This window comes from Mesorhizobium sp. WSM4837, assembly GCF_055811435.1.
This window is the reverse complement of record NZ_JBVVQE010000026.1, coordinates 64,670-87,005: the sequence shown is the minus strand read 5'-3', so window position 1 is coordinate 87,005 and position 22,336 is coordinate 64,670. Positions and strand designations below refer to the sequence as shown.

21 protein-coding genes are annotated in these 22,336 nt (G+C 63.5%); 13 read left to right on the top strand and 8 right to left on the bottom strand.

Annotated elements, in window-relative coordinates; genetic code table 11:
* Window positions 1-36: 36 nt before the first annotated feature.
* Window positions 37-1,488, top strand: coding sequence for a dihydropyrimidinase (hydA, locus tag AC0L3D_RS17345; protein ID WP_473645167.1), 1,452 nt, complete (start codon window positions 37-39; stop codon window positions 1,486-1,488).
* 77 nt (window positions 1,489-1,565) lie between these two features.
* Here hydA and AC0L3D_RS17340 read toward each other — a convergent pair whose 3' ends face one another.
* Window positions 1,566-1,970 (bottom strand): cupin domain-containing protein, encoded by a 405-nt coding sequence (locus AC0L3D_RS17340; protein ID WP_027153830.1) that lies wholly within the window; start codon window positions 1,968-1,970, stop codon window positions 1,566-1,568.
* Window positions 1,971-2,080: 110 nt separating this feature from the next.
* Here AC0L3D_RS17340 and AC0L3D_RS17335 point away from each other — a divergent pair, with 110 nt between their 5' ends.
* From AC0L3D_RS17335 to AC0L3D_RS17315, 5 genes are all read left to right on the top strand, one after another.
* Complete coding sequence (locus tag AC0L3D_RS17335; RefSeq protein WP_473645166.1) at window positions 2,081-2,872, top strand: ABC transporter ATP-binding protein; 792 nt, start codon at window positions 2,081-2,083, stop codon at window positions 2,870-2,872.
* 397 nt (window positions 2,873-3,269) lie between these two features.
* Window positions 3,270-4,148: an ABC transporter permease gene (locus AC0L3D_RS17330; protein WP_473645164.1), complete on the top strand. Its 879-nt coding sequence runs from the start codon at window positions 3,270-3,272 to the stop codon at window positions 4,146-4,148.
* Complete coding sequence (locus tag AC0L3D_RS17325) at window positions 4,145-5,281, top strand: ABC transporter permease (protein WP_473645162.1); 1,137 nt, start codon at window positions 4,145-4,147, stop codon at window positions 5,279-5,281. Before AC0L3D_RS17330 ends, AC0L3D_RS17325 begins: the two co-directional genes overlap by 4 nt.
* Window positions 5,282-5,363: 82 nt before the next feature.
* Window positions 5,364-6,335 (top strand): ABC transporter substrate-binding protein, encoded by a 972-nt coding sequence (locus AC0L3D_RS17320; protein ID WP_473645161.1) that lies wholly within the window; start codon window positions 5,364-5,366, stop codon window positions 6,333-6,335.
* Window positions 6,336-6,505: 170 nt separating this feature from the next.
* Entirely contained in the window at window positions 6,506-6,955 is a 450-nt protein-coding gene (locus tag AC0L3D_RS17315) for a CHRD domain-containing protein (protein WP_473645160.1), read from the top strand.
* An 88-nt stretch (window positions 6,956-7,043) separates the two neighbouring features.
* Here AC0L3D_RS17315 and AC0L3D_RS17310 read toward each other — a convergent pair whose 3' ends face one another.
* The 3 genes from AC0L3D_RS17310 to AC0L3D_RS17300 all read right to left on the bottom strand — a co-directional run bounded on the left by AC0L3D_RS17310 (window position 7,044) and on the right by AC0L3D_RS17300 (window position 10,897).
* A complete protein-coding gene (locus AC0L3D_RS17310) occupies window positions 7,044-8,693 on the bottom strand; it encodes a thiamine pyrophosphate-binding protein (protein ID WP_473645158.1) in 1,650 nt (549 codons plus the stop codon).
* Window positions 8,690-9,865: a CaiB/BaiF CoA transferase family protein gene (locus AC0L3D_RS17305; protein WP_473645156.1), complete on the bottom strand. Its 1,176-nt coding sequence runs from the start codon at window positions 9,863-9,865 to the stop codon at window positions 8,690-8,692. The genes AC0L3D_RS17310 and AC0L3D_RS17305 overlap by 4 nt, the downstream gene beginning before the upstream one ends.
* 87 nt (window positions 9,866-9,952) lie before the next feature.
* Window positions 9,953-10,897 (bottom strand): alpha/beta fold hydrolase, encoded by a 945-nt coding sequence (locus AC0L3D_RS17300; RefSeq protein ID WP_473645154.1) that lies wholly within the window; start codon window positions 10,895-10,897, stop codon window positions 9,953-9,955.
* 199 nt (window positions 10,898-11,096) lie between these two features.
* Between AC0L3D_RS17300 and AC0L3D_RS17295 the strand changes: the two genes are divergently transcribed.
* The 5 genes from AC0L3D_RS17295 to AC0L3D_RS17275 all read left to right on the top strand — a co-directional run bounded on the left by AC0L3D_RS17295 (window position 11,097) and on the right by AC0L3D_RS17275 (window position 16,800).
* Window positions 11,097-12,122 carry a ribonuclease T2 family protein gene (locus AC0L3D_RS17295; RefSeq protein ID WP_473645152.1) on the top strand — a complete coding sequence of 342 codons (1,026 nt, stop codon included), beginning with the start codon at window positions 11,097-11,099 and terminating at the stop codon, window positions 12,120-12,122.
* Between the two features lie 134 nt (window positions 12,123-12,256).
* Window positions 12,257-13,906, top strand: a complete 1,650-nt coding sequence (gene ettA / locus AC0L3D_RS17290; RefSeq protein WP_027153822.1) for an energy-dependent translational throttle protein EttA — start codon at window positions 12,257-12,259, stop codon at window positions 13,904-13,906.
* Between the two features lie 44 nt (window positions 13,907-13,950).
* Window positions 13,951-14,721 carry a trans-aconitate 2-methyltransferase gene (gene tam, locus AC0L3D_RS17285; protein WP_287259753.1) on the top strand — a complete coding sequence of 257 codons (771 nt, stop codon included), beginning with the start codon at window positions 13,951-13,953 and terminating at the stop codon, window positions 14,719-14,721.
* A gap of 202 nt (window positions 14,722-14,923) precedes the next feature.
* Entirely contained in the window at window positions 14,924-16,045 is a 1,122-nt protein-coding gene (locus AC0L3D_RS17280) for a beta-ketoacyl-ACP synthase III (RefSeq protein WP_128167198.1), read from the top strand.
* Between the two features lie 137 nt (window positions 16,046-16,182).
* Window positions 16,183-16,800 carry an MOSC domain-containing protein gene (locus AC0L3D_RS17275; RefSeq protein WP_287259754.1) on the top strand — a complete coding sequence of 206 codons (618 nt, stop codon included), beginning with the start codon at window positions 16,183-16,185 and terminating at the stop codon, window positions 16,798-16,800.
* Between the two features lie 12 nt (window positions 16,801-16,812).
* On the opposite strand, the gene AC0L3D_RS17270 is transcribed toward AC0L3D_RS17275, so the two are convergent.
* The 3 genes from AC0L3D_RS17270 to tsaA form a co-directional block, all read right to left on the bottom strand.
* Window positions 16,813-17,772, bottom strand: a complete 960-nt coding sequence (locus AC0L3D_RS17270; RefSeq protein WP_473645150.1) for an aminotransferase class IV — start codon at window positions 17,770-17,772, stop codon at window positions 16,813-16,815.
* Window positions 17,773-17,873: 101 nt separating this feature from the next.
* Window positions 17,874-18,185: a DUF2293 domain-containing protein gene (locus AC0L3D_RS17265; protein ID WP_128167195.1), complete on the bottom strand. Its 312-nt coding sequence runs from the start codon at window positions 18,183-18,185 to the stop codon at window positions 17,874-17,876.
* Entirely contained in the window at window positions 18,182-18,718 is a 537-nt protein-coding gene (tsaA, locus tag AC0L3D_RS17260) for a tRNA (N6-threonylcarbamoyladenosine(37)-N6)-methyltransferase TrmO (protein ID WP_287259757.1), read from the bottom strand. Before tsaA ends, AC0L3D_RS17265 begins: the two co-directional genes overlap by 4 nt.
* Before the next feature lie 141 nt (window positions 18,719-18,859).
* On the opposite strand from tsaA, the gene AC0L3D_RS17255 reads away from it, so the two are divergent.
* Together AC0L3D_RS17255 and metF are read left to right on the top strand one after the other, a co-directional pair.
* Window positions 18,860-19,882, top strand: coding sequence for an ArsR/SmtB family transcription factor (locus AC0L3D_RS17255; RefSeq protein ID WP_473628218.1), 1,023 nt, complete (start codon window positions 18,860-18,862; stop codon window positions 19,880-19,882).
* Window positions 19,882-20,799 carry a methylenetetrahydrofolate reductase [NAD(P)H] gene (gene metF / locus AC0L3D_RS17250; RefSeq protein ID WP_128174212.1) on the top strand — a complete coding sequence of 306 codons (918 nt, stop codon included), beginning with the start codon at window positions 19,882-19,884 and terminating at the stop codon, window positions 20,797-20,799. The genes AC0L3D_RS17255 and metF overlap by 1 nt, the downstream gene beginning before the upstream one ends.
* 597 nt (window positions 20,800-21,396) lie before the next feature.
* Here metF and AC0L3D_RS17245 read toward each other — a convergent pair.
* Complete coding sequence (locus AC0L3D_RS17245; protein ID WP_473479932.1) at window positions 21,397-22,314, bottom strand: DMT family transporter; 918 nt, start codon at window positions 22,312-22,314, stop codon at window positions 21,397-21,399.
* Between the last annotated feature and the right edge of the window lie 22 nt (window positions 22,315-22,336).

Sequence of the window (22,336 nt, the reverse complement as noted above, 5' to 3'; positions counted from 1 at the left end):
CACCAAGAAGCGCGAGAAAAACAAGGGAACAAGAAAATGACCAAAGTCATCAGGAACGGCACCATCGTCACCGCCGATCGAAGCTGGAAGGCCGACGTGCTGTTCAAGCACGGCAAGATCATCGCCATCGGGCCGGACCTGCATGGCGACCACGAGTTCGACGCCAGCGGCTGCTATGTGATGCCGGGCGGCATCGATCCGCACACCCATCTCGAAATGCCGTTCATGGGCACCTATTCGGCCGACGATTTCGAGAGCGGCACCCGCGCCGCGCTTGCCGGCGGCACCACCATGGTTGTCGATTTCTGTCTGCCGGCGCCGCAGCAGTCGCTGCTCGAGGCCCTGCAGATGTGGGACAACAAGACCTCGAAAGCGTCTTGCGACTATTCTTTCCACATGGCGATCACCTGGTGGGGCAAGCAGGTGTTCGACGAGATGGCCACCGTCGTCGACAAGGGCATCACCTCGTTCAAGCACTTCATGGCCTACAAGGGCGCGCTGATGGTCGACGACGACGAGATGTATTCGTCGTTCCAGCGCTGCGCCGACCTTGGCGCGCTGCCGCTGGTCCATGCCGAGAATGGCGACGTGGTCGCCGCACTGTCGCAGAAGCTGCTGGCCGCCGGCAACAACGGCCCCGAAGGGCACGCTTACTCGCGGCCGCCGGAAGTGGAAGGCGAGGCGACCAACCGCGCCATCATGATCGCCGACATGGCCGGCGTGCCGCTCTATGTCGTGCATGTCTCCTGCGAGCAGGCCCATGAAGCCATTCGCCGGGCGCGGCAGAAGGGCATGCGGGTGTTCGGCGAGCCGCTGATCCAGCATCTGACGCTCGACGAGAGCGAATATTTCAACAAGGACTGGGACCATGCGGCGCGCCGCGTCATGAGCCCGCCGTTCCGCAACAAACTGCACCAGGATTCGCTGTGGGCCGGCCTGCAGGCCGGATCGCTGCAAGTGGTGGCGACCGACCATTGCGCCTTTACCACCAGCCAGAAGCGCAACGGTGTCGGCGATTTCACCAAGATCCCGAACGGCACCGGCGGGCTCGAGGACCGCTTGCCGGTGCTGTGGACCACCGGGGTCAACACCGGCCGGCTGACGATGAACGAGTTTGTCGCGGTGATCTCGACCAATATCGCCAAAATCCTCAACATGTATCCGAAGAAGGGCGCCATCGTCGAAGGCGCCGACGCCGACATCCTCGTCTGGGACCCGAAGCGCAAGAAGACGATCACCTCCAAGAAGCAGCAATCGGTGATCGACTACAACGTCTTCGAAGGTTTCGAGGTGACCGGCCTGCCGCGCTTCGTCTTTTCGCGCGGCGAACTGTCGATCCAGGAGAACGAGGTCAAGGCGAAGCCCGGCCATGGCGAGTTCGTCGGCCGCGAGCCGAATGCCGCGGTCAATCGGGCGCTGTCGACCTGGAAGGAAATTTCCGCGCCGCGCAAGGTGGAACGATCAGGCATTCCGGCGACCGGGGTGTGAGCTTGCGCGGGTTTGTCGAAGTCGGCGCCGCCCCTCAGGGGCAGCGCAAACCTGAAGCGATTGCACTGAAGCCGACCTCAGGCGACCAGCCCATCCAGTTGCGGCAGCAGCACGACGCTTTCCTGTTCGTTGGGATCGGTGCGGGCGATGACCGCCGAGGCCGGGCTGTCGCTCAGATTGGCCGGCAGATGCGGCACGCCGGCGGGAATGTAGAAGAGGTCGCCGGCCTTGGCCACGGTCTGCTGCTCGAGCCGGTCGCCATACCAGGTATGGACCTCGCCGGAGAGCACATAGATCGCCGTCTCATGGCTTTCGTGCATATGCGCCTTGGCGCGGGCACCGGGCGGCATGGTGAGCAGGTGCATGCAGATGCCGGTAGAGCCGACCGTCTCGGCGGCGATGCCGGTGAAATAACTCAATCCCTGCTTGCCTTCATAAGAGCCTTCGGGGCGGATAAGATGGCAGGTGGGTTTGGACGACATCGGGCAAACTCTCGATCGAGTGGGACAAGATAAGTGGAAAGCAGCATTTTGGCAAAAGCAACGGGAGTGCGGCCGGCGCGGCGGCGGTGCGAAAAGCCAGGCTGCGGCCTATGACCGGACAGTCGCCAGCCGTCGTTTCGGCAAGCAAGCTCGGCCTGACCTTCCAGACCAGCGACGGTCCGGTGCAGGCGCTGTCGAATGTCGACCTGACCATCGGCAAGGGCGAATTCGTCTCCTTCATCGGGCCGTCCGGCTGCGGCAAGACGACCTTGCTGCGGGTCATCGCCGATCTCGAGAAACCGACATCGGGAAGCATCTCCGTCAATGGCGTGACGCCGGAGCAGGCGCGCGAAAACCGCGCCTATGGCTATGTCTTCCAGGCGGCCGCACTTTATCCGTGGCGCACGATCGAGCGCAATGTGGCGCTGCCCCTGGAGATCATGGGCCTGTCGAGGGCAGAGCAGGCGGCGCGCATCAAGCGCACGCTTGATCTCGTCAACCTGTCCGGCTTCGAGCAGAAATACCCGTGGCAGCTTTCCGGCGGCATGCAGCAGCGTGCCTCGATCGCGCGGGCGCTAGCCTTCGATGCCGATCTTCTGTTGATGGACGAGCCGTTCGGCGCGCTGGACGAGATCGTGCGCGACCACCTCAACGAACAACTGCTGGAGCTTTGGGATCGGACCAACAAGACCATCTGCTTCGTCACCCATTCCATTCCCGAGGCGGTCTACCTGTCGACGCGGATCATAGTCATGTCGCCGCGCCCGGGCCGCGTCAGCGATGTCATCGAATCGACGCTGCCGAAGAAGCGGCCGCTCGACATTCGCGAGACGCCGGAGTTTTTGGCGATCGCGGCGCGGGTGCGTGACGGGCTCAGGGCAGGGCACAGCTATGAGGATTGAGCGGGATGGGCTCTCTCCTCTCCCCGACGGGGCCAGCGGGCCCACCCATGCCTTCGTCATCCTAGGGCGGAGCCGCCGCGAAGCGGCGTTCATCGAGAGCACGGCCAACCACGCCTTCGTCATCCTAGGGCGAAGCAAGGAGCGAAGCGCCGCGGCGCAGACCCTAGGATCCATGCCGTTACCTCCCCGCTCCGCAACGGTGCGGAACATCGCTCCCTGTCTTGAGGGAACGTCGGCTGCGGTGGCTTGGTTGGCGGATATTCTGGACCGCTTGGGCCATTCGGCCGAAGTCACGGAATGGATCCTAGGGTCTACGCCCGCCGCTTCGCGGCGGCTTCGCCCTAGGATGACGAAAGCGCGTCACGCAGAGCGTGTGCCGTCTGGCGAGGGCCGCTAGATGGACTCCTTTCGCGACAAGATCGTTCCGGTGACCTCGATCCTCGCAGGCGTGGTGGTCGTCTGGTATGTTTTCGCCGTCATCCTCAACGCGCCGTTCCAGCGCGATCTCGACCGCCGTGCCGGCGAGACACCGGGGATCGTGGAGTTCATCGGCAAGACGATGTCGCAGCCCAAGCCGACGCTGCCGGCGCCGCATCAGGTGGCCGTGAATTTCTTCGAGAACACGTTTCTGCGCCAGGTCACCAGCAATCGCAGCCTTGTCTACAATGCCTGGGTGACGCTGTCCTCGACGCTGCTCGGCTTCGCTTTCGGCACGGCGCTCGGCATCCTGATTGCCGTCGGCATCGTCCATGTGGCGACGCTCGACCGCAGCCTGATGCCGTGGATCATCGCCTCGCAGACCATTCCGATCCTCGCGGTGGCGCCGATGATCATCGTCGTGCTGGCGGCGATCGGCGTTACCGGCCTGATCCCGAAGGCGCTGATCTCGACCTATCTGTCGTTCTTCCCGGTGGCGGTCGGCATGGTCAAGGGGCTGCGTTCGCCCGAACTCACCCATCTCGACCTGATGCACACCTACAATGCCAGCCCCTCGCAGACCTTCTGGAAATTGCGGGTGCCGGCATCGGTGCCGTTCCTGTTCACCTCGATGAAGGTGGCGGTCGCCGCCAGCCTGGTCGGCGCCATCGTCGGTGAGTTGCCGACCGGTGCCGTCGCCGGCATCGGCGCCAAGCTGCTCGCCGGCGCCTATTATAGTCAGACCATCGACATCTGGTCGGCGCTGGTGGCCGGCTCGGTGGTGGCGGCCTTGCTGGTGATGGTGGTCGGAATTGCCGGGCGCCTCGTCGACCGCGCCATGGGCGGGAGGCCGGCATGAGTTCCCTCCTGAGCCTTTCGTCGATCACCCCCCGCTCGTGGCAAGGGTATGCCGCGCTTGTCCTTCTTGCCGGCGCGCTGCTTCTTTGGCCGCTTGTCGATGCGGCGCTCGGCTATGGTGTCGGTACCGCGGCTTTGATTTTTTTGTTGCTGCTCCTGGCAATCGAGGCCGATAATTTCCCGCCGGCAGTCGGGGTGGTGTTGCTCTTCCTTGGGGCGCATGGCGCGGCGTGGCTATTGCTCGCCGGCATAACCGGCAACGAAGGCACCGCTCGCGCGTCGTTCTATCTGCTGCTCGCCGCGGCATGGCTTCTGGCCTGGCGCTGCGTGACGGTGCTGTCAGCGCTTCGCCCGGCCTTGCGCTGGGCGGCGACCGCTTTGCGGCTGATCATCCCGGCGATCTTCGGCGCCTGGATCCTGATCATCTGGGAGGCGGTGACGCGCGGCGCCGGCATTCCTTTCATCCTGCTGCCGCCGCCAAGCGCCATCGGCGTGCGCATCGCCAATTCGCTGCCGGTGCTGGCCGCCGACGTGCGGCAGACCATCTTCAAGGCGGTGATCTTCGGCTACGTCGTTGGCAGCGGCGCCGGCTTCCTTGCCGCCATCGCGGCCGACCGCGTGCCGTTCCTGCGCCGCGGCTTGCTGCCGATCGGCAATATGGTGTCGGCGCTGCCGATCATCGGCGTGGCGCCGATCATGGTCATGTGGTTCGGCTTCGACTGGCAGTCGAAGGCCGCCGTCGTCATCATCATGACCTTCTTCCCGATGCTGGTGAACACGGTCGCCGGGCTTGCCGCCTCCGGCCATATGGAACGCGACCTGATGCGCACCTATGCGTCGAGCTACTGGCAGACGCTGTTCAAGCTGCGGCTGCCGGCGGCAGCGCCCTTCATCTTCAATGCGCTGAAGATCAATTCGACGCTGGCGCTGATCGGCGCCATCGTCGCGGAGTTCTTCGGCACGCCGGTGGTCGGCATGGGATTCCGGATTTCGACCGAAGTCGGACGGATGAATATCGACATGGTCTGGGCCGAAATCGCAGTTGCAGCACTTGCGGGTTCGGTCTTTTATGGCGTGGTCGCTCTTTTCGAGAGAGCAGTCACGTTTTGGCATCCCTCCGTCCGTGGTGGATAGGGCGGTGGCGGGTTTGGAATCAGGGTTGGATTGAAGGTCCTGGTCCTAAAACGGTAAACACTTAACTCCAGAGGGTAAAAGCATGAAAAGACTTGTTGTTTCGATGCTGGCCGGCGCGATGTCGCTTGCCGCGTTCCAGGCGATGGCCGCAGACAAGGTGACGCTGCAGCTGAAATGGGTCACGCAGGCCCAGTTCGCCGGCTACTACGTCGCCAAGGACAAGGGTTTTTATGAGGCCGAGGGCCTCGACGTCGAGATCAAGCCGGGCGGCCCCGATATCGCGCCCGAGCAGGTGATCGCCGGTGGCGGCGCCGACGTCATCGTCGACTGGATGGGCGGCGCGCTGGCCGCACGCGAAAAGGGCGTGCCGCTGGTCAATATCGCCCAGCCGTTCAAGAAGGCCGGCATGCAGCTGGTCTGCCCGAAGGACGGCCCGGTCAAAACCGAAGCCGACTTCAAGGGCCATACGCTCGGCGTCTGGTTCTTCGGCAACGAGTATCCGTTCTACGCCTGGATGAACAAGCTCGGCCTGAAGACCGACGGTGGCCCGGATGGCGTCACCGTGCTGAAGCAGAGTTTCGACGTGCAGCCGCTGATCCAGAAGCAGGCGGATTGTATTTCGGTCATGACCTACAACGAATACTGGCAGCTCATCGATGCCGGCTACAAGCCGGAAGAGCTGATCGTGTTCAACTACTCGGCCATGGGCAACGACCTGCTTGAGGACGGTCTCTATGCCTTGGAGGACAAGCTCAAGGATCCGGCCTTCGAGGACAAGATGGTGCGTTTCGTGCGCGCCTCGATGAAGGGCTGGAAATACGCCGTCGACAATTCCGACGAGGCGGCCGGCATCGTCATGGACAATGGCGGCCAAGACGAGAACCACCAGAAGCGCATGATGGGCGAAGTCGCCAAGCTGCTCGACAATGCCGACGGCAAGCTCGACCCGGCGACCTACGCGCGCACCGCCAAGGCGCTGCTCGACCAGAAGATCATCACCAAGGAGCCAACCGGCGCCTACACGACCGCCATCACCGACAAGGCCATCAAGTAAAGGGCCATCAACCGGGGCCTCTGGGGTCCGCAATTCGAAAAAAGGGGACGGGCGACCACCCCTTTTTTGGCATGTAAAATAGCCGTTACCGGTGGAAACATCCGCTCGCCACAACCGTTGTTCCAGTGCATCCTGCTTCAGCGGATGTCATCGCCACAACGGAGAATTCCATGCGCATGCAATCCTTCTCGCCGATGCTTTCGGCGCTCGCCGTTTCGGCTTCCTTCCTGTGCGGTTCACCGGCCTTGGCCGACATGATGAAGATGAAGGCGACGCTCGATGGCGCTCAGCAGAATCCAGCCGTCACCACGGAGGGCAAAGGCGAGGCCACTCTCGGCTTCAACACCGACACGAAACAGCTCACCTGGAACGTGATGTATTCAGGTCTCAGTGGACCGGCGACGGCCGGACATATTCACGGTCCGGCAGCAAAGGGTGAAAATGCCGACGTCGTCGTCCCGTTCAAGGGCGCTCCGAAAAGCCCGTTCAACGGGGGGGCGATCCTGACCGACGCGCAGGCTGCCGACCTGATGGCCGGCAAATACTACATCAACATCCATACGGCGGCCCACAAGGACGGCGAGATCCGCGGGCAGATCGAGAAGGCGGCGACGATGTAGCGCAACGTCGGCCCGGCGGAGCGCTGCACTAGCCTGTCGAAGTTTGCGGCACAGCGCCGCGAAGAAATTCGGTCTATGCCTCTGCCGCTCAGGTCCTGTCCCGTATCTGGGTCATCGTCCGGGTCGGCGTGATCGCCTCGGGGTCGAGCCTGATCTCGACGATCGACGGCTTGCCGCTGGCGCGCGCGCGTTCGAAGGCTGGCGCGAAGTCGGCCGTCTTCTCGACGGTTTCGCCATGGCCGCCATAGGCGCGGGCGAGCGCCGCGAAGTCGGGATTCTTCAGGTCGGTGGCGACGACGCGGCCGGGATATTCGCGTTCTTGGTGCATGCGGATGGTGCCGTAGATGCCATTGTTGACGACGACGACGATGATCGGCAGATCGTACTGCACGGCGGTGGCGAATTCCTGGCCGTTCATCAGGAAGCAGCCGTCGCCGGCGAAGGCGATCACGTCGCGCTCGGGAAACAGTTCCTTGGCGGCGACCGCTGCCGGCGTGCCGTAGCCCATCGAGCCGGAGGTCGGTGCTGCCTGCGTGGCAAAACGGCGGGAACGGTGGAAGCGGTGCACCCAGGTGGCGTAGTTGCCGGCGCCGTTGGTGAGGATGGCGTCGTCGGGCAGCATTTTTTCGAGATAGTTCATGATCGGCCCCATCTGGACGGCGCCGGGGCCGCTTTCGGGCGGTGTCGACCAGTCGAGATAGGCGGCGTGCAGCTTCGGTGTTTCATCCGCCCAGACCGGCGTGGCGGCCGGCTTGCGCCCGGCAAAGGCTTCGACGAAGGCGGACGGCGAGGCGTTGATCGCCAGCGTCGGCCGGTAGACGCGGCCGAGCTCGCCGGCGTCGGCATGGACATGGACCAGCGACTGGTCGGGGTAGGGGCTTTTGAGCAGCGTGTAGTCGGAGGACGGCATCTCGCCCATGCGGCCGCCGATCAGCAGCACGAGGTCGGCCTGCTTGATGGCGGTCGCCAGCTTCGGGTTGATGCCGATGCCGACATCGCCGGCATAGTTGGGGTGGAGATGATCGAACAGCATCTGGCGGCGGAAGGAACAGCCGACCGGCAGCGACCAGGCTTCGGCGATCGTCCGCATCCGCGCGACGGCCTCCGCATCCCAGCGTGTGCCGCCGAGGATGACGAAGGGGCGCTTTGCCTTGTTGAGAAGCTTTTCCAGAGCATCGAGCTCGGCCTCGCCCGGCCGCGTTTCGACCGGCGTGTGGGGCAGGGCGGCCGGCGCCTCGGCAAGGCTGGTCAGCATGTCTTCCGGCAGCGAGATGACGACCGGGCCGGGACGGCCGGATGTCGCCACCGCGAAGGCGCGGGTGACGAATTCGGGGATGCGCGCGGCGTCGTCGATCTCGACGACCCATTTGGCGATGTCGCCGAAGAACCTGACGTAGTCGACCTCTTGAAAAGCCTCGCGCTGCTTGGCGTGGCTGGCGACCTGGCCGATGAACAGGATGACGGGCACCGAATCCTGCATGGCGATGTGGATGCCGGCCGAGGCGTTGGTGGCGCCGGGGCCGCGGGTGACGAAGCAGATGCCTGGCTTGCCGGTCAGGCGGCCATGGCAGTCGGCCATCATCGCAGCACCGCCCTCCTGGCGGCAGACGATGGTGCGGATCGGCGAGTCGTGCAGCGCGTCGAGCACCGCAAGGTAGGATTCGCCGGGCACGCAATAGATACGGTCCGTTCCGTTGGCTTCGAGCGCATCGACAATCAGTTGTCCGCCGGTCTTCATTTTCCTGACCTCTCCAGTTCGGCAAGGATTTCTTCGGTGTGTTCGCCGAGACGCGGCGAGGGCCGTTCATAGAACAGCGGCGTGCCCGACATGACCATCGGCGCGCGCACCGAGGGCAACAGATTGCCATGGCCGTCGTCGAGGTCGAGCCGCATGCCGCGCGCGATGGTCTGCGGGTCGGCGAACATCTCGCCGATCGTGTTGATCGGGCTGGCAGGCACGCCTGCCGCCTCCAGCCTGGCCAGCAGCGGATCGCGATCGAAGGTTTTCAGCGCCTCGATTATATGCTCGCGCAGCTTGGCCCGGCTGGCGACGCGGGCGGGATTGGTGGCGAAATCGGGGTTCGATGGTAGCTCGTCCAACCCGACGGCCGCGCAGAATTTGGCGAACTGGCCGTCATTGCCGATGGCAAGGATGATGTGGCCGTCCTTCACCGGCACCACTTCGTAGGGCGCGATGTTCATATGCGCGTTGCCCATCTGCACCGGCGATTTTCCCGAGACCAGATAGTTGAGGTTCTGGTTGCCGAGCGCCGAGATCTGGCTGTCGTAGAGCGCCATGTCGATATGCTGGCCCTCGCCGGTCTTCTCGGCATGGCGAAGTGCGGCCTGGATGGCGATCACCGAATAGAGGCCGGTGAAAATGTCCGAAATGGCGACACCGGCCTTTTGCGGCTCGCGGCCAGCCTCGCCGGTGATCGACATCATGCCGGCCATGCCCTGGATGATGAAGTCATAGCCGGCGCGTGGCGCATAGGGCCCGTCCTGGCCGAAGCCGGTGATCGAGCAATAGATCAACCGCGGGTTGATTTTGCGCAAGCTGTCATGGTCGAGGCCGTATTTCTTCAGCCCGCCGAGCTTGAAGTTTTCGATCAGCACGTCCGATGTCGCAGCCAGCCGGCGCACTGTCTCGGCGCCTTCGGGCGTCGAGAAATCGATGGCTATGGAGCGCTTGCCGCGATTGCAGGAATGGTAGTAGGCGGCCGAGAGGTTTTCGCCGTCATGGCTCATGACGAAGGGCGGACCCCATTTGCGGGTATCGTCGCCGCCATCAGGGCTCTCGACCTTGATCACGTCGGCGCCGAGATCGGCAAGCAATTGCCCCGCCCACGGCCCGGCCAGGATGCGGGCGAGTTCGATTACGCGGATGCCTTTCAGCGGAGGCTCGGTCATGGATCACCGTGATTGATCGGAAACGCAGCGTGTATCAATCCCGCGTGATGCTGTCACGGTTCTTGCACTGGGCCAAACCCGAACTTGTCAATGTCGATCATCTCGTTTCAGCACACTGTCGGCCCATGCGGCGAAATCGTCCATGATGACGTTTCGATTCACCTCGTTCAGGCTTTCGTGGCGGGTCTCGGCGTAAACCTTTGAAACGAGATCCGAAAATCCCATCCTGTGCAGGCGCCCGGCGAGACGGCTGACCGCCTTGCCGCCGTCGGTGGCGGGATCCTTTTCGCCGCCGACTAGGCAGATCGGCAGGGTCTTGCGGACGCCGGAAAAATTGGCGTCGTCGGCACCTTCGAAGACAAAGCCGAACAGGTCTTGCCACATCGACACCGAGGCATCCCAGCCGCACAGCGGATCGGCGATGTATTTGTCGACTTCGGCCGCGTCGCGCGACAGCCAGTCGAACGGCGTCCGGGAATTGGAGATGGCCTTGCCCCAGGCCTGGAACGTCAGTCTCGGCAGCATGCGCGACGGCATGTCGGAGCCGAGCCGGAATTGTTCCCAGGCCAGGATGATTTGCGCGGCACGGCCGGCGAGCCCGGCCGATAAATTGGCGTTCCAGATGGCGGCGGCGTGCAGCCGGTTCGAATGATGAAGCATGAAATTCAGCGCGATGAGGCCGCCCATGGAATGGCCGAAGACGATGACCGGCAGGCCGGTATGGTCGCCGGCGATCAGGTCATGCACGGCGGCGACATCGGCGATGACCTTTGCGCCGCCATCCGCTTTGGCGAATGTGCCGAGCGGAGCGTCTGGCGCCTTGGTTGCGCCATGGCCGCGATGGTCATGGGCATAGACATGGAAGCCGCACTCGCCCAGAAAGGTAGCGAAGCGGACATAGCGCGCCGCATGTTCGGCCAGTCCGTGATTGATCTGGACGACCGCCCGCGGGCGGCCCTCGGCGCGTTTCACGTAAAGGTTGAGCGCCGCACCGGTCGGCGATTGCAGCACGCGCTGCTGGCTGAATGACATTATCGATTCGTCTCCAACGCGTCTTTTACGCCTGCGAACGTTTGTGTGCGCCGACGCCGGTTTTGCGTCAATCCGTCGGCGGTGTTTCGCAGCGCTGTTCTTGCGTCGCAACGCGGGTATCGCAATTCTGACATGGAGAACTTGCTACCGAGAGAGGGCGGCAGTCTGTTGCCCAGCATTATTCAACCGGAGAGTACCCATGCGTACGCTGACAGGTCTTGTTTTTGGATCGGCGCTTGCCGCCGCGTCGCTGACGGGTGCTGCGCGGGCCGAGGTCATGATGAGCGGCTCTTTCGTCGCCGACGCCACCTGTCCAGCCACCCAGGCCATCAGGAGCGGCAGGAACCCCGGCAATATCGCGACCGATGCGGGACAGAGCTACGAGCTGCTGGCTGGCAACAAGGATGCTCCCACGCACTATCTGATCCGCGTGCCCGGGGCCGATCCGGAGCGCCGCTGGGTGAAGGTCGATTGCGGCCATGTTTCGGGCGGCAGCGCGTCCACGGAACCGGCAGCACCTGTGCCGGCCGACCAGGAGAAGCCTGCTGAGCCGGCTTCGCGAAAGCCCGAATATGTCCTCGCGCTGAGCTGGCAGCCGGCGTTTTGCGAAACCAGGCCCGGCAAGACCGAATGCAAGGCGCAGACCGCGGCCGGTCTTGAGGCGACGCATTTCACCTTGCATGGGCTGTGGCCGCAGCCGAAAGGGAATTTCTATTGCCAGGTGGCAGCGGCCGACAAGGCGAACGACAATCCGGCGCGCTGGCAGGAGCTGCCGCCGGTCGAGCTTGAGCCGAACACGCGGTCGGAGCTCGATCGGGTGATGCCAGGCACCGCATCCGCTCTCGACAGGCATGAATGGATCAAGCATGGCACCTGTTACGGCAAGAGCCAGCAGGCGTATTTTTCCGATGCGCTGAACTTGACGCGCGCGGCGAATGCTTCACCGGTGCGTGATCTTTTCACGCAAAACATTGGCCGGGATCTGACCTCTGGCCAGATCCGCGCCGCCTTCGACAGTGCCTTTGGTCCCGGCGCCGGCGAGCGGGTTCGCGTCTCCTGCGTGAAGGATCCTTCGAGCGGCAGGCGGCTGATCGGCGAACTGACGCTCGGCCTGACCGGCCCGATCGGTCCGAACTCTTCGCTCAGTGAGCTGTTGCTGGCCTCAGTGCCGACGAACAATGCCGGCTGTCCGAAAGGCATCGTCGATCCGATCGAGTTCCAGTGACACGCCGAGCCCGTCTTTGCCCGAAGGCCGGTTCGAAATGCCAAAACAGTTTGCCGTTCGGCGCGGCATCGCCTACATAGCGCGCAACTTCCATTCAATCCGACATTCCAGTCGACTTTTCAGGGAAAGCGCGCGTGGCACGCCAGTTCATCTATCACATGGCCGGCCTCAACAAGGCCTACGGCACCAAGAAGGTGCTCGAGAATATCCACCTCTCCTTCTACCCGGACGCCAAGATCGGCATCCTCGGGCCGAACGGCGCCGGCAAGTCGACCATCCTCAAGATCATGGCCGGCATCGACAAGGAGTGGAGCGGCGAGGCGTGGCTGGCCGAAGGCGCCACCGTCGGTTACCTGGCGCAGGAGCCGGCGCTCGATGCGAGCAAGACCGTGTTCGAGAACGTCATGGAAGGCGTCGCCGCCAAGACCGCGATCATCGAACGCTACAACGAATTGATGATGAACTATTCCGACGAGACGGCCGACGAGTCGGCCAAGCTCCAGGACGAGATGGACCGGCTCAACCTGTGGGATCTCGAACAGCAGGTCGAGATGGCGATGGAAGCGCTGGGCTGCCCGCCCAAGGAAGCCGACGTCACCAAGCTGTCGGGCGGCGAGCGCCGCCGCGTGGCACTGTGCCAACTGCTGCTGCGTCAGCCCGACCTTCTGCTGCTCGACGAGCCGACCAACCATCTCGACGCCGAGACGACGGCGTGGCTGGAAAAGCATCTGCGCGCCTATCCCGGCGCGGTGATGATCATCACCCACGATCGCTACTTCCTCGACAATGTCACCGGCTGGATCCTCGAGCTCGACCGCGGCCGCGGCATTCCCTATGAGGGCAACTACACCAAATATCTCGAAGCCAAGGCCAAGCGGCTCAAGCAGGAGGGCCGCGAGGACGATGCGCGCCAGCGGGCGATCGGCCGCGAGCGCGAGTGGATCCAGTCCAGCCCGAAGGCACGGCAGACCAAGTCGAAAGCGCGCATCCAGGCGTTCCAGGATCTGCTGGATGCGGCCGACAAGCGGCGTCCGAGCGACACCCAGATCGTCATTCCGCATGGCGAGCGGCTCGGCAATGTGGTGATCGAGGTCGAGGACCTGTCGAAGGGCTTTGGCGACACGCTGCTGATCGACGACCTCGAATTCAAGTTGCCGCCCGGCGGCATCGTCGGCGTCATCGGCCCGAACGGCGCCGGCAAGACGACGCTGTTCCGCATGATCACCGGCCAGGAAAAGCCGGATGCCGGCACGATCCGCGTCGGCGAGACGGTCAAGCTCGGTTACGTCGACCAGAGCCGCGATGCGCTCGACCCGACCAAGACCGTCTGGGAAGAAATCTCGGGCGGCGCCGAAGTGGTCAAGCTCGGCAAGTTCGAGGCCAACACCCGAGCCTATTGCGCCTCGTTCAATTTCCGCGGCGGCGATCAGCAGCAGAAGGTCGGCAATCTGTCCGGCGGCCAGCGCAACCGCGTCCATCTGGCCAAGATGCTGAAGACCGGCGGCAATGTGCTCCTGCTCGACGAACCGACCAACGACCTCGATACCGAAACGCTGGCGGCGCTCGAAGACGCGCTGGAAAACTTCGCCGGCTGCGCCGTCATCATCTCGCACGACCGCATGTTCCTCGACCGGCTGGCGACGCACATCCTTGCCTTCGAAGGCGACAGCCATGTCGAGTGGTTCGAGGGCAATTTCGAGGATTACGAGCAGGACAAGATCCGCCGGCTCGGCCCCGATGCCGTCAACCCGCACCGCATGACGTACAAGAGGTTGACGCGATAGGGGTTTTTAGGGCGGCGAATTCTCAAATGATCTGAGGAGCTGAAATGGCAGACTGGTCCGCCGCCCAATATCTCAAATTCGAGGACGAGCGCACGCGTCCGGCGCGCGATCTCGTCGCGCAGGTGCCGGTGGCGGCGCCACGCCGGGTGGTCGATCTCGGCTGCGGGCCGGGCAACTCGACCGAATTGCTGGTTGAGCGCTGGCCGGGCGCGCAGGTCAGCGGTTTGGACACCTCGGCTGACATGATCGAGAAGGCGAGGGCGCGTCTGCCGGATGTGGCCTTCGAACTGGCGGATGCGGCAGCGTGGCAGCCCGAAGAGCCGGTCGACGTGATCTTCGCCAATGCGGTGTTCCAGTGGCTGCCCGAGCATCCGGCGATCTTCCAGCGGCTGATGGGATTTTTGGCGCCCGGCGGCGCGCTTGCCGTGCAGATGCCCGACAATATGGGCGAGCCCTCGCACCGGCTGATGCGCGAGACGGCGGCCGAAATGCCATTTGCCGAAAAGCTCGAGGGTGCTGCGCGCGGGCCGCTGCCGCCAGTGTCGTTCTACTACGATCTTTTGTCGCCGTTCTCCGACCGGCTCGACATATGGCACACCGCCTACAATCATCCGCTGGCCGATGCCGGGGCAATCGTCGAGTGGCTGAAGTCGACGGGGCTGAAGCCGTTCCTCGATCCGCTCGACGAGAACGAGCGACGGTTTTTTCTCACGCGCTACACCGCTGGGATAACCGAAGCCTATCCGAAGACGGCGAACGGCAAGGTGCTGCTGCGTTTCCCGCGCCTTTTCATCGTCGCGCGGCGCGCTGCCTAGAAACGATTGGCCACACCGAGACGCACTGCCTGGCTGCGCTTGATTCGCCATAACGCGTATTTCAGCCACGCAAGGTTGTGGTCTTGTGCCTCAGGCCCTTGATTTAAGCCGGCTTAAACTAGCTTGATGCGAATAATGTTGCGCCGAACTCTCGCGGCGCCCACATCAAGCCGTAGCGCCTGCGCATGGGGACGAACTGAAAATGCATCGCGTCATCATCAGCGGCATCGGCGTTGAAATCCCCGAGCCTTCGATCACCAATGAGGAATTGGTCGACAGCTTCAATGCCTGGGTCGAGATGGAGAATGTCCGCCGCCAGGCTTCGGGCGAGACGCTGCTGCAGAAGTCGGACAGCGCCTTCATCGTCCATGCTTCGGGCGTGCAGACGCGCCATGTGATCGAGCGGGAAGGCATTCTCGACCCGACCCGCATGGCGCCGCGCATTCCGGCGCGGCCGGACGACGCACTGTCGCTGGAAGCCGAGTTCGGCATCGCATCGGCCAGGAAAGCGCTCGACCATGCCGGCCTGGAGCCACCTGATATCGACCTGGTGATCTGCTCGGCCTCGCATCACCAGCGGCCCTATCCGGCGATCGCCATCGAGATGCAGCAGGCGATGGGCACGAGGGGCGCCGGCTTCGACATGGGCCTTGGCTGTTCGTCGGCGGCGGCGGCGTTGCATATCGCGGTCAATCTGGTGCGGGCGGGCGCACACAGGCGCGTGCTGGTGACGACGCCCGAAATCATCACCGGCCATCTCAACTTCCGCGACCGGCAGACGCATTTCATCTTCGGCGATGCTTCGGTCTCGATGGTCGTCGAGGGGCTTGCCCAGGGCGACAAGCGGCCGGGACGTTTCGAGGTGCTCGACACCCGGACCTGGACGCAGATGTCCAACAACATCCGCACCAATCTCGGCTACTACACGCGCACCGCCCAGGACGATCCGTATATGATCAACCTGGAAGGCAACCTGATCAATCAGGTCGGCAACAAGGTGTTCAAGGAAGTCACCGTCGCCGGGCACAAATTCATCGTCGAGTTCCTGGCCGAGCATGGGCTGACGCCGCAAGCGATCCGGCGCTTCTGGCTGCATCAGGCCAATGCACGTATGAACGCCATGATCCTGAAGCTGTCGTTCGGCCACGAGGTCGACCATGACCGCGCGCCGATGGTGCTGGAGCGCCTCGGCAACACCGCCGGCGCCGGTGCGGTCGTCGCCTTGTCGGAAAACCACGCCGACATGAACGCCGGCGACTATGGCCTGCTCTGCGCCTTCGGCGCCGGCTATTCGATCGGCGGGGCGCTGTTGCGCATGCTCTGATTGGCGCGAACGGCACCGGCATTGGAAGGCGCCGGTGTAATCGCATCAGCCTGCTTGACTGGAGCATCAGTGCTTTAGGCTGGACCTGATGAACTCACTGCGGCTAATTGCTTGGCATCACGCACGGAGCGAAGCCTATGCTGGACCTCTTCCCCGAGACGGTAAACCCGGTCGAAATCATCCCGGCGCGGAAACTTGTCGCGCGGGTGGCCGCGCTTTACGTCGCGCCATCGGATCATTTCGAGACACGCGCGGTGGATGAATTGCGTCTTGGCTTCGACGGCATCGACGGCGATTTCCACGCCGGCGCGACGCGGCGCTCCGGCGGGCGCGAGCCCTGGTATCCACGCGGCACCGAGATGCGCAACGAGCGGCAGCTGTCGATCGTGGCCGCGGACGAGCTGGCGATCGTGGCAGGGCGGATGGCCATCGCCGAGATCAAGCCGGAGTGGATCGGCGCCAATCTGTTGATCGAAGGCCTGCCGCATCTCTCGATGCTGCCGTCCGGCACGCTGCTGTTCTTTAAAGGAGGCGTCACCGTCAAGGTCGACGCGCAGAACGGACCTTGCCGCATCGCCGGGCGATCGGTCGCCGAAAATGCCGGAATGGCCGACCGTGAAGCCGGCGCGCTGTTGTTCCCGAAGACGGCAAAGCGGTTGCGCGGCCTTGTCGCCTGGGTGGAAAAACCAGGACGCATCACGGCCGGCGAGGAGATTTCGGTGCGTGTGCCCGAGCAGTGGATTTACCGGGCCTGAGGCCAGGGATGGTCAGGGATAGTGCACCGGGCTGCACCAGGTCGGATCTCGGTGCTTTTGCCAATAGATCGCCATGAGGCGCCTGGTAATCGCACCGACCTTGCGGTCCGCGACCGGAACACCGTCGATCATCGTTACCGGCATGATGCCGCCGGCGGTCGAGGTGATGAAGACCTCATCGGACTGACGCAGCGCAGCGACGCTGACATCGGCCGCGGCAACGGCAAGCCCTGCCTCCGCGCAGAGATCGAAGACGGTGCGGCGGGTGATACCTGGCAGCACGCCGACAGCCGGCGTCGACAGTTTGCCGTCATCCACGCAAAAGACGTTGAAGCCGGGGCCTTCCGCGACATTGCCGTTGAAATCGAGGAGCAGTGCGGTCTCGGCGCCGCGGTCATAGGCGTCGTAGAGGCCTCGCACCAGGTCGAGCCAGTGGTAGTTCTTGATTTTCGGGTCGATCGAGGCTGGTGGGATACGCACTTTGTCGCTGATCGCCACATGCAGGCCGCGCTGCAATTGCTCGGCGTTGGCGACCGAGCCGAAGGGAACGGCGAACGCCATGAAGCGGTTGACGGCGTCGCGCGGGTCGCGGCTGAAGGTCGGCGAGGCGCCGCGCGTGCACAGCATCTCGACATAAGCGGCGCGATGACCCGACAGCGCCACGCAATTGTGGAGGATTTCGGCCACGCCATCGCGGTCGAACGGGACCGTCATGCGCAGCTTGTCCAGCCCGCCGAAGAAGCGATCGAGATGCAGATCGAGGCGGAAGAAACGACCGTCCCAGACATGCACTGTGTCGTAGGTGGCGTCGGAATGCAGGAAGCCCCAATCCAGCACCGAGATCTTGGCTTGCGACATCGGCAGATACTGCCCGTCCAGGAAGGCAACACCATCGGGATGGGAGTGCGGGTCTATATGATGGGCGGAGAGCGAGGGCAGTGGTTTGGCGTGCGGATCGATCAAGTTGCTCATCACGTCCTCCGTCAGGTCGTCTTCGTCGAACGCGATAGAGCGCTGCGGCGGTTGGCACAAGACACAGGCCGGGGTTGCGGATGAGCCATCGGGGTATCTGGTTATTCCTCGTCCTCATCCTGTAGCAGACGGGTGGCGCGCCAACGGGTCAGCACCCTGTTGGTCTGTTCCATGACGAAGAAACGCGCCGAGTCGCGATCGTAGCCTTCGGCCAGCAGTTTCTCGTAGTCGGTGTGCACATGACGGATATGGGCTATTGTCGCCAGCCATACGGCAATGCTCGGCGGCAAGCTCTTCATATGCACCGCGCCGGCGTCGGCGCGGATCTTCTCCATGTCGGCATAGGGCGCCAGCGGCAAAAGCGCTGTCAGCGCCTTGGCGATGGCGCGGCGGCGACCGGTCGGCGCGTTCATCGCCCGACCTGTCCGGGTATGACCTGTCCGGGCTCGTCCCGTCCGGCAATGGTCGCGTCGGCAAAGGCATCGGTCGAAGCGAAATAAGGCTTGATGTCGATCACCGGCGTGCCGTCGAGCAGGTCGATGGCATCGACATCGATACGACCCGTTTCGATGTTGAGGGCGACGAGCCTGGCGATATGCAACCCGACCGGGTTCGGCCGGGCCGGGGAGCGCAGCGAAAAAACGCCCGTCGGTTCAGCCGCATGGCGGGGTTTCTGAACAATCAGGGTCCGCGGGGCGTGGTGCAGCCAGGACAGGATGATGACGTGACTGGCGCGTGCAAGCCCGAGCAGACCCTCGCGATAGGGCAGGTCGATGGTGAGAACCGCCGGCTGTCCGGTTTCGCGCGCGGCTTTCATGTTCTTGGGGCAAGTTTCCCGCGAGGTCCAGGGCGAGGCGATGCGGCCGATGAAGACGACGTGGCCGTCCGGCGCCATATCGGCGGGATCAGTTTCAAGTAGCTTTTCGCCGCTGCGCGTTTCGAACATGGTTTTGCCCCGATCCTGCTTCCGGCTGTGCGCGATCCGCCACGCATGCGCCATTTTCTTGTCCGGGAGCGACATAGCGCTTGCAAGCCTTTCAAAATCGACATAAACATATGTTTATATCTTTTCAAAGAGAATGCTCGCATGCATGTCGCGCTCGACACCATGGTAGATACATTGAAGGCGGCGGCCGAATCCAGCCGATTGCGCATCCTGGCGTTGCTGTCGCGCGGCGACCTCACCGTTTCCGATCTCACCGAAATCCTCGGCCAGTCGCAGCCGCGCGTCTCCCGCCACCTGAAGCTTTTACTGGAGGCGGGGCTGATCGGCCGCTATCAGGAGGGCTCCTGGGCCTTCTTCCGGCTGTCGGATTCGGATGCGGCGCGGGACTTCGTGCTCAGGCTGGTCTCCGGTATCCGGGGTGCCGATCCGCAGGTCGAGCGTGACCTCGAGCGGTTGGCGGCGGTCAAGCGCAAGCGGCAGGATCGCGCCGCCGAATATTTCTCCGCAAATGCCGCAAGCTGGGATCACATCCGCTCGCTGCATGTGCCGGACCGCGCCGTGGAGGCAGCGTTGCTCAAGCTCGTCGGCAAGCGGCCGTTCCAGTCGATGCTCGACCTTGGCACCGGCACCGGGCGGCTGCTCGAGATCTTTTCGCCGCTCTACCGGCGCGGCATCGGCATCGACATGTCGCGCGAGATGCTGACGGTGGCGCGCGCCAATCTCGACAAGGCCGGCATCTCGAATGCGCAGGTGCGCCAGGGCGACATTTTTGCGCCGCCGGTCGAGCGCGACGCCTTCGATCTCGTCACCATCCACCAGGTGCTGCACTATCTTGACGATCCTGCTCGCGCCATCCGCGAGGCAGCAAGGCTGCTGCGTCCGGCAGGCCGGCTGGTGATCGTGGATTTCGCTCCGCATTCGCTGGAATTTTTGCGCGACGCCCACGCGCATGTGCGGCTCGGCTTTGCCGACCGGCAGATCACCGAGTGGTTTTCCGAGGCCGGGCTCGACCTCGAAGAGCGCCAGGAATTCGAGCCGCGCGCCGGCAATGAACCCAGGCTCACCGTAAAACTGTGGCTCGGCCGTGACCAGCGCATGCTGATCGCCGATCCTTCCAACCACGCACAACCGGCCAATGCCTTTCCGATAGGGGAAACCGCCTGATGAACCAGTTCCGCTTTTCCCGCCGCCCTGACATTGGCGACAAGATCAGGGTTTCGTTCGAGTTCTTCCCGCCGAAGAGCGACGAGATGGAAGCAAGGCTGTGGGACACAGTTACCCGGCTACAGCCGCTCAAGCCGAAATTCGTCTCCGTCACCTATGGCGCCGGCGGCTCGACCCGCGAGCGCACGGCGCGCACGGTCAAGCGCATCCTCAACGAAACGACGCTGACGCCGGCGGCGCACATGACGTGCGTCGATGCGGCGCGTCACGAGGTCGATGAAGTCATCCAGGAATTCGCCGACATGGGTGTCACCCGCTTCGTCGCCCTGCGCGGCGATCCGGCCGAGGGCGTCGGCGCCGCCTACCGTCCGCATCCGGACGGCTATGCCAATGGCGCCGAACTGGTGGGGGCGCTGAAAGGTGTCGGCGATTTCGACATCTCGGTCTCGGCCTATCCGGAAAAGCATCCGGAGAGCCCGGATTTCGCCACTGACATCGATATGCTGAAGCGCAAGGTCGACAATGGCGCGACGCGAGCGATCACCCAGTTCTTCTTCGACAACGACCTCTACGAGCGCTATGTCGAGCGGGCGCGGCGGGCCGGCATCTACATACCGATCGTGCCGGGCATATTGCCAGTCCACAATTTTACCCAGGTCGCCAATTTCTCGGCGCGCTGCGGCGCGCTGGTGCCGGCGTGGATGGCCGAGCGCTTCGACGGGCTGCAGACGGACCCGCAGACACATGCGCTGGTGGCGGCCGCGGTGGCGGCCGAGCAGGTGCTGGACCTTGTCGAGCGCGGCGTCGGCGATTTTCATTTCTACACCATGAACCGCGCCGATCTGGTCTTCGCCATCTGCCACATGATCGGCATCCGCTCGCACGAGGCTGAAGCCGCAGGGTCCGCCGCGGCGTAACTCCCCGTCAAATCCGGGATGCAAAAAGGCCGGGTAAAAACCCGGCCTTTTCAATGACTTGGACTATTTTGTGCTGATCTTCCGTTGCTTGGCGGGTCTATGGAAGAAAGCCCATAATCAGCGCCCCGATGAAGGCAAATGCAGCACAAATCATCAATGCGTTGATTGGCCTCGTGAGTCCCATGTCATAGCCTCCTCTTAAAGAGCTATGGCCCGAGTCTAGGGGCATTTCTGCCACAGGCAAGCGGAAACTATGCTGCAATGCGACGACATTGTGGAATTTGCGACAGGCCATTTGCCGTTAGGCATTGAAACTCTTCGGTAAATCCCGCTTCGGCCCTGTGTACAAAATGTGACGGAGCTGGGGCAAGAATGGGTATGGCAGCGCTACCGCCGCTGAAAGTCGGAATCGATTTTCGCGTCGGTACGAAGATTCGACAAGTTGAGTTGGAGCGTCGTTTGGGCGTCCGATTGGACCCTCAAGCGTGTCAGGCCTGGGAAGCGACCCGCTTCAGCTTGTTGGTCATGCATGTCGTTATCGCAAACCGCTACGCACCCTCGGTTCAAGCCCGAGGGCGTGCTTTTGGGCGACATGCATCAGCGTCGGCCGAACAGGCGGCCGTCGATGGTGACGAGGCCGATCGCGATCAGCGCCATGCCGCCGAGCTCGAACAATTGGAGCCGTTCGCCCAGGAACAGAAAGCCGAGCAGGATCGCGCTGGCCGGCACGATGAGCGTGACCAGCGAGGCGTGGGTGGCGCCGGCCGAGGCGACGAGGTTGAAATAGAGGATGTAGGCGAAGGCGGTGGACAGCAGGGCCAGCGCCAACACCGCCGCCCAGACCGGCGGCGAGGCCGAAAACAGGTTGGCAGTGCCGTGGCCAAGCAGCACGATCGGGATCATGATGATGGTCGAAGCGGTCAATTGTCCAGTGGCGATGACCGGTGACGGCACACCCTTGAAGCGGCGGGCGATCATCAGGGCCACCGCATAGGACAGCGAGGCGCCGACCAGCGCAAATTTCGCCCAGACCGGACCGCCCAGCCCGGCAAGCAGGCCGGGACCGATCATCACCGCAGTGCCGACGATGCCGAGCGCGATCCCGGCAAGCTTGTTCCAGGAGAGCTTTTCGTCTGATGTCAGCGCGTTGGCGAGGATCAACGTCCAGAACGGCGTCGTCGAATTGAGCACCGAGGCGACACCGGCGCCAAGCTCGGTCTGGCCGGCGAAGATCAGCGAGAACGGTATGACGTTGTTGACGAGCGCCAGCAGAAAGAACAGGCCGGCATGCGGCAAGGCGATGCGGAAGGACGGACCGCGCAGGCCGAGATAGAGATGCAGCGCCAGCGCCGCGATGGCGACGCGAAACAGCACCAGCACCAGCGGCGGAATCTCGGCAACCGCAATGCGGGCAAAGAAGAACGAGCCACCCCAGATCGCACCGAGCAGCAGAAGCTGCGCCCAGTCTTTCAAGACCATGGGGCCGCGCATTGCCGTCGTGGTTGTGATCGCCATGGAGAATCCTCCCGGATGGTTC

Bases quoted from the DNA above. Each gene is read 5' to 3' on its own strand.
- hydA (WP_473645167.1), top strand. From the start codon at position 37: ATGACCAAAGTCATCAGGAACGGCACCATCGTCACCGCCGATCGAAGC.
- AC0L3D_RS17340 (WP_027153830.1), bottom strand. From the start codon at position 1,970: ATGTCGTCCAAACCCACCTGCCATCTTATCCGCCCCGAAGGCTCTTAT.
- AC0L3D_RS17335 (WP_473645166.1), top strand. From the start codon at position 2,081: ATGACCGGACAGTCGCCAGCCGTCGTTTCGGCAAGCAAGCTCGGCCTG.
- AC0L3D_RS17330 (WP_473645164.1), top strand. From the start codon at position 3,270: ATGGACTCCTTTCGCGACAAGATCGTTCCGGTGACCTCGATCCTCGCA.
- AC0L3D_RS17325 (WP_473645162.1), top strand. From the start codon at position 4,145: ATGAGTTCCCTCCTGAGCCTTTCGTCGATCACCCCCCGCTCGTGGCAA.
- AC0L3D_RS17320 (WP_473645161.1), top strand. From the start codon at position 5,364: ATGAAAAGACTTGTTGTTTCGATGCTGGCCGGCGCGATGTCGCTTGCC.
- AC0L3D_RS17315 (WP_473645160.1), top strand. From the start codon at position 6,506: ATGCGCATGCAATCCTTCTCGCCGATGCTTTCGGCGCTCGCCGTTTCG.
- AC0L3D_RS17310 (WP_473645158.1), bottom strand. From the start codon at position 8,693: ATGAAGACCGGCGGACAACTGATTGTCGATGCGCTCGAAGCCAACGGA.
- AC0L3D_RS17305 (WP_473645156.1), bottom strand. From the start codon at position 9,865: ATGACCGAGCCTCCGCTGAAAGGCATCCGCGTAATCGAACTCGCCCGC.
- AC0L3D_RS17300 (WP_473645154.1), bottom strand. From the start codon at position 10,897: ATGTCATTCAGCCAGCAGCGCGTGCTGCAATCGCCGACCGGTGCGGCG.
- AC0L3D_RS17295 (WP_473645152.1), top strand. From the start codon at position 11,097: ATGCGTACGCTGACAGGTCTTGTTTTTGGATCGGCGCTTGCCGCCGCG.
- tam (WP_287259753.1), top strand. From the start codon at position 13,951: ATGGCAGACTGGTCCGCCGCCCAATATCTCAAATTCGAGGACGAGCGC.
- AC0L3D_RS17280 (WP_128167198.1), top strand. From the start codon at position 14,924: ATGCATCGCGTCATCATCAGCGGCATCGGCGTTGAAATCCCCGAGCCT.
- AC0L3D_RS17275 (WP_287259754.1), top strand. From the start codon at position 16,183: ATGCTGGACCTCTTCCCCGAGACGGTAAACCCGGTCGAAATCATCCCG.
- AC0L3D_RS17270 (WP_473645150.1), bottom strand. From the start codon at position 17,772: ATGAGCAACTTGATCGATCCGCACGCCAAACCACTGCCCTCGCTCTCC.
- AC0L3D_RS17265 (WP_128167195.1), bottom strand. From the start codon at position 18,185: ATGAACGCGCCGACCGGTCGCCGCCGCGCCATCGCCAAGGCGCTGACA.
- tsaA (WP_287259757.1), bottom strand. From the start codon at position 18,718: ATGTTCGAAACGCGCAGCGGCGAAAAGCTACTTGAAACTGATCCCGCC.
- AC0L3D_RS17255 (WP_473628218.1), top strand. From the start codon at position 18,860: ATGCATGTCGCGCTCGACACCATGGTAGATACATTGAAGGCGGCGGCC.
- metF (WP_128174212.1), top strand. From the start codon at position 19,882: ATGAACCAGTTCCGCTTTTCCCGCCGCCCTGACATTGGCGACAAGATC.
- AC0L3D_RS17245 (WP_473479932.1), bottom strand. From the start codon at position 22,314: ATGGCGATCACAACCACGACGGCAATGCGCGGCCCCATGGTCTTGAAA.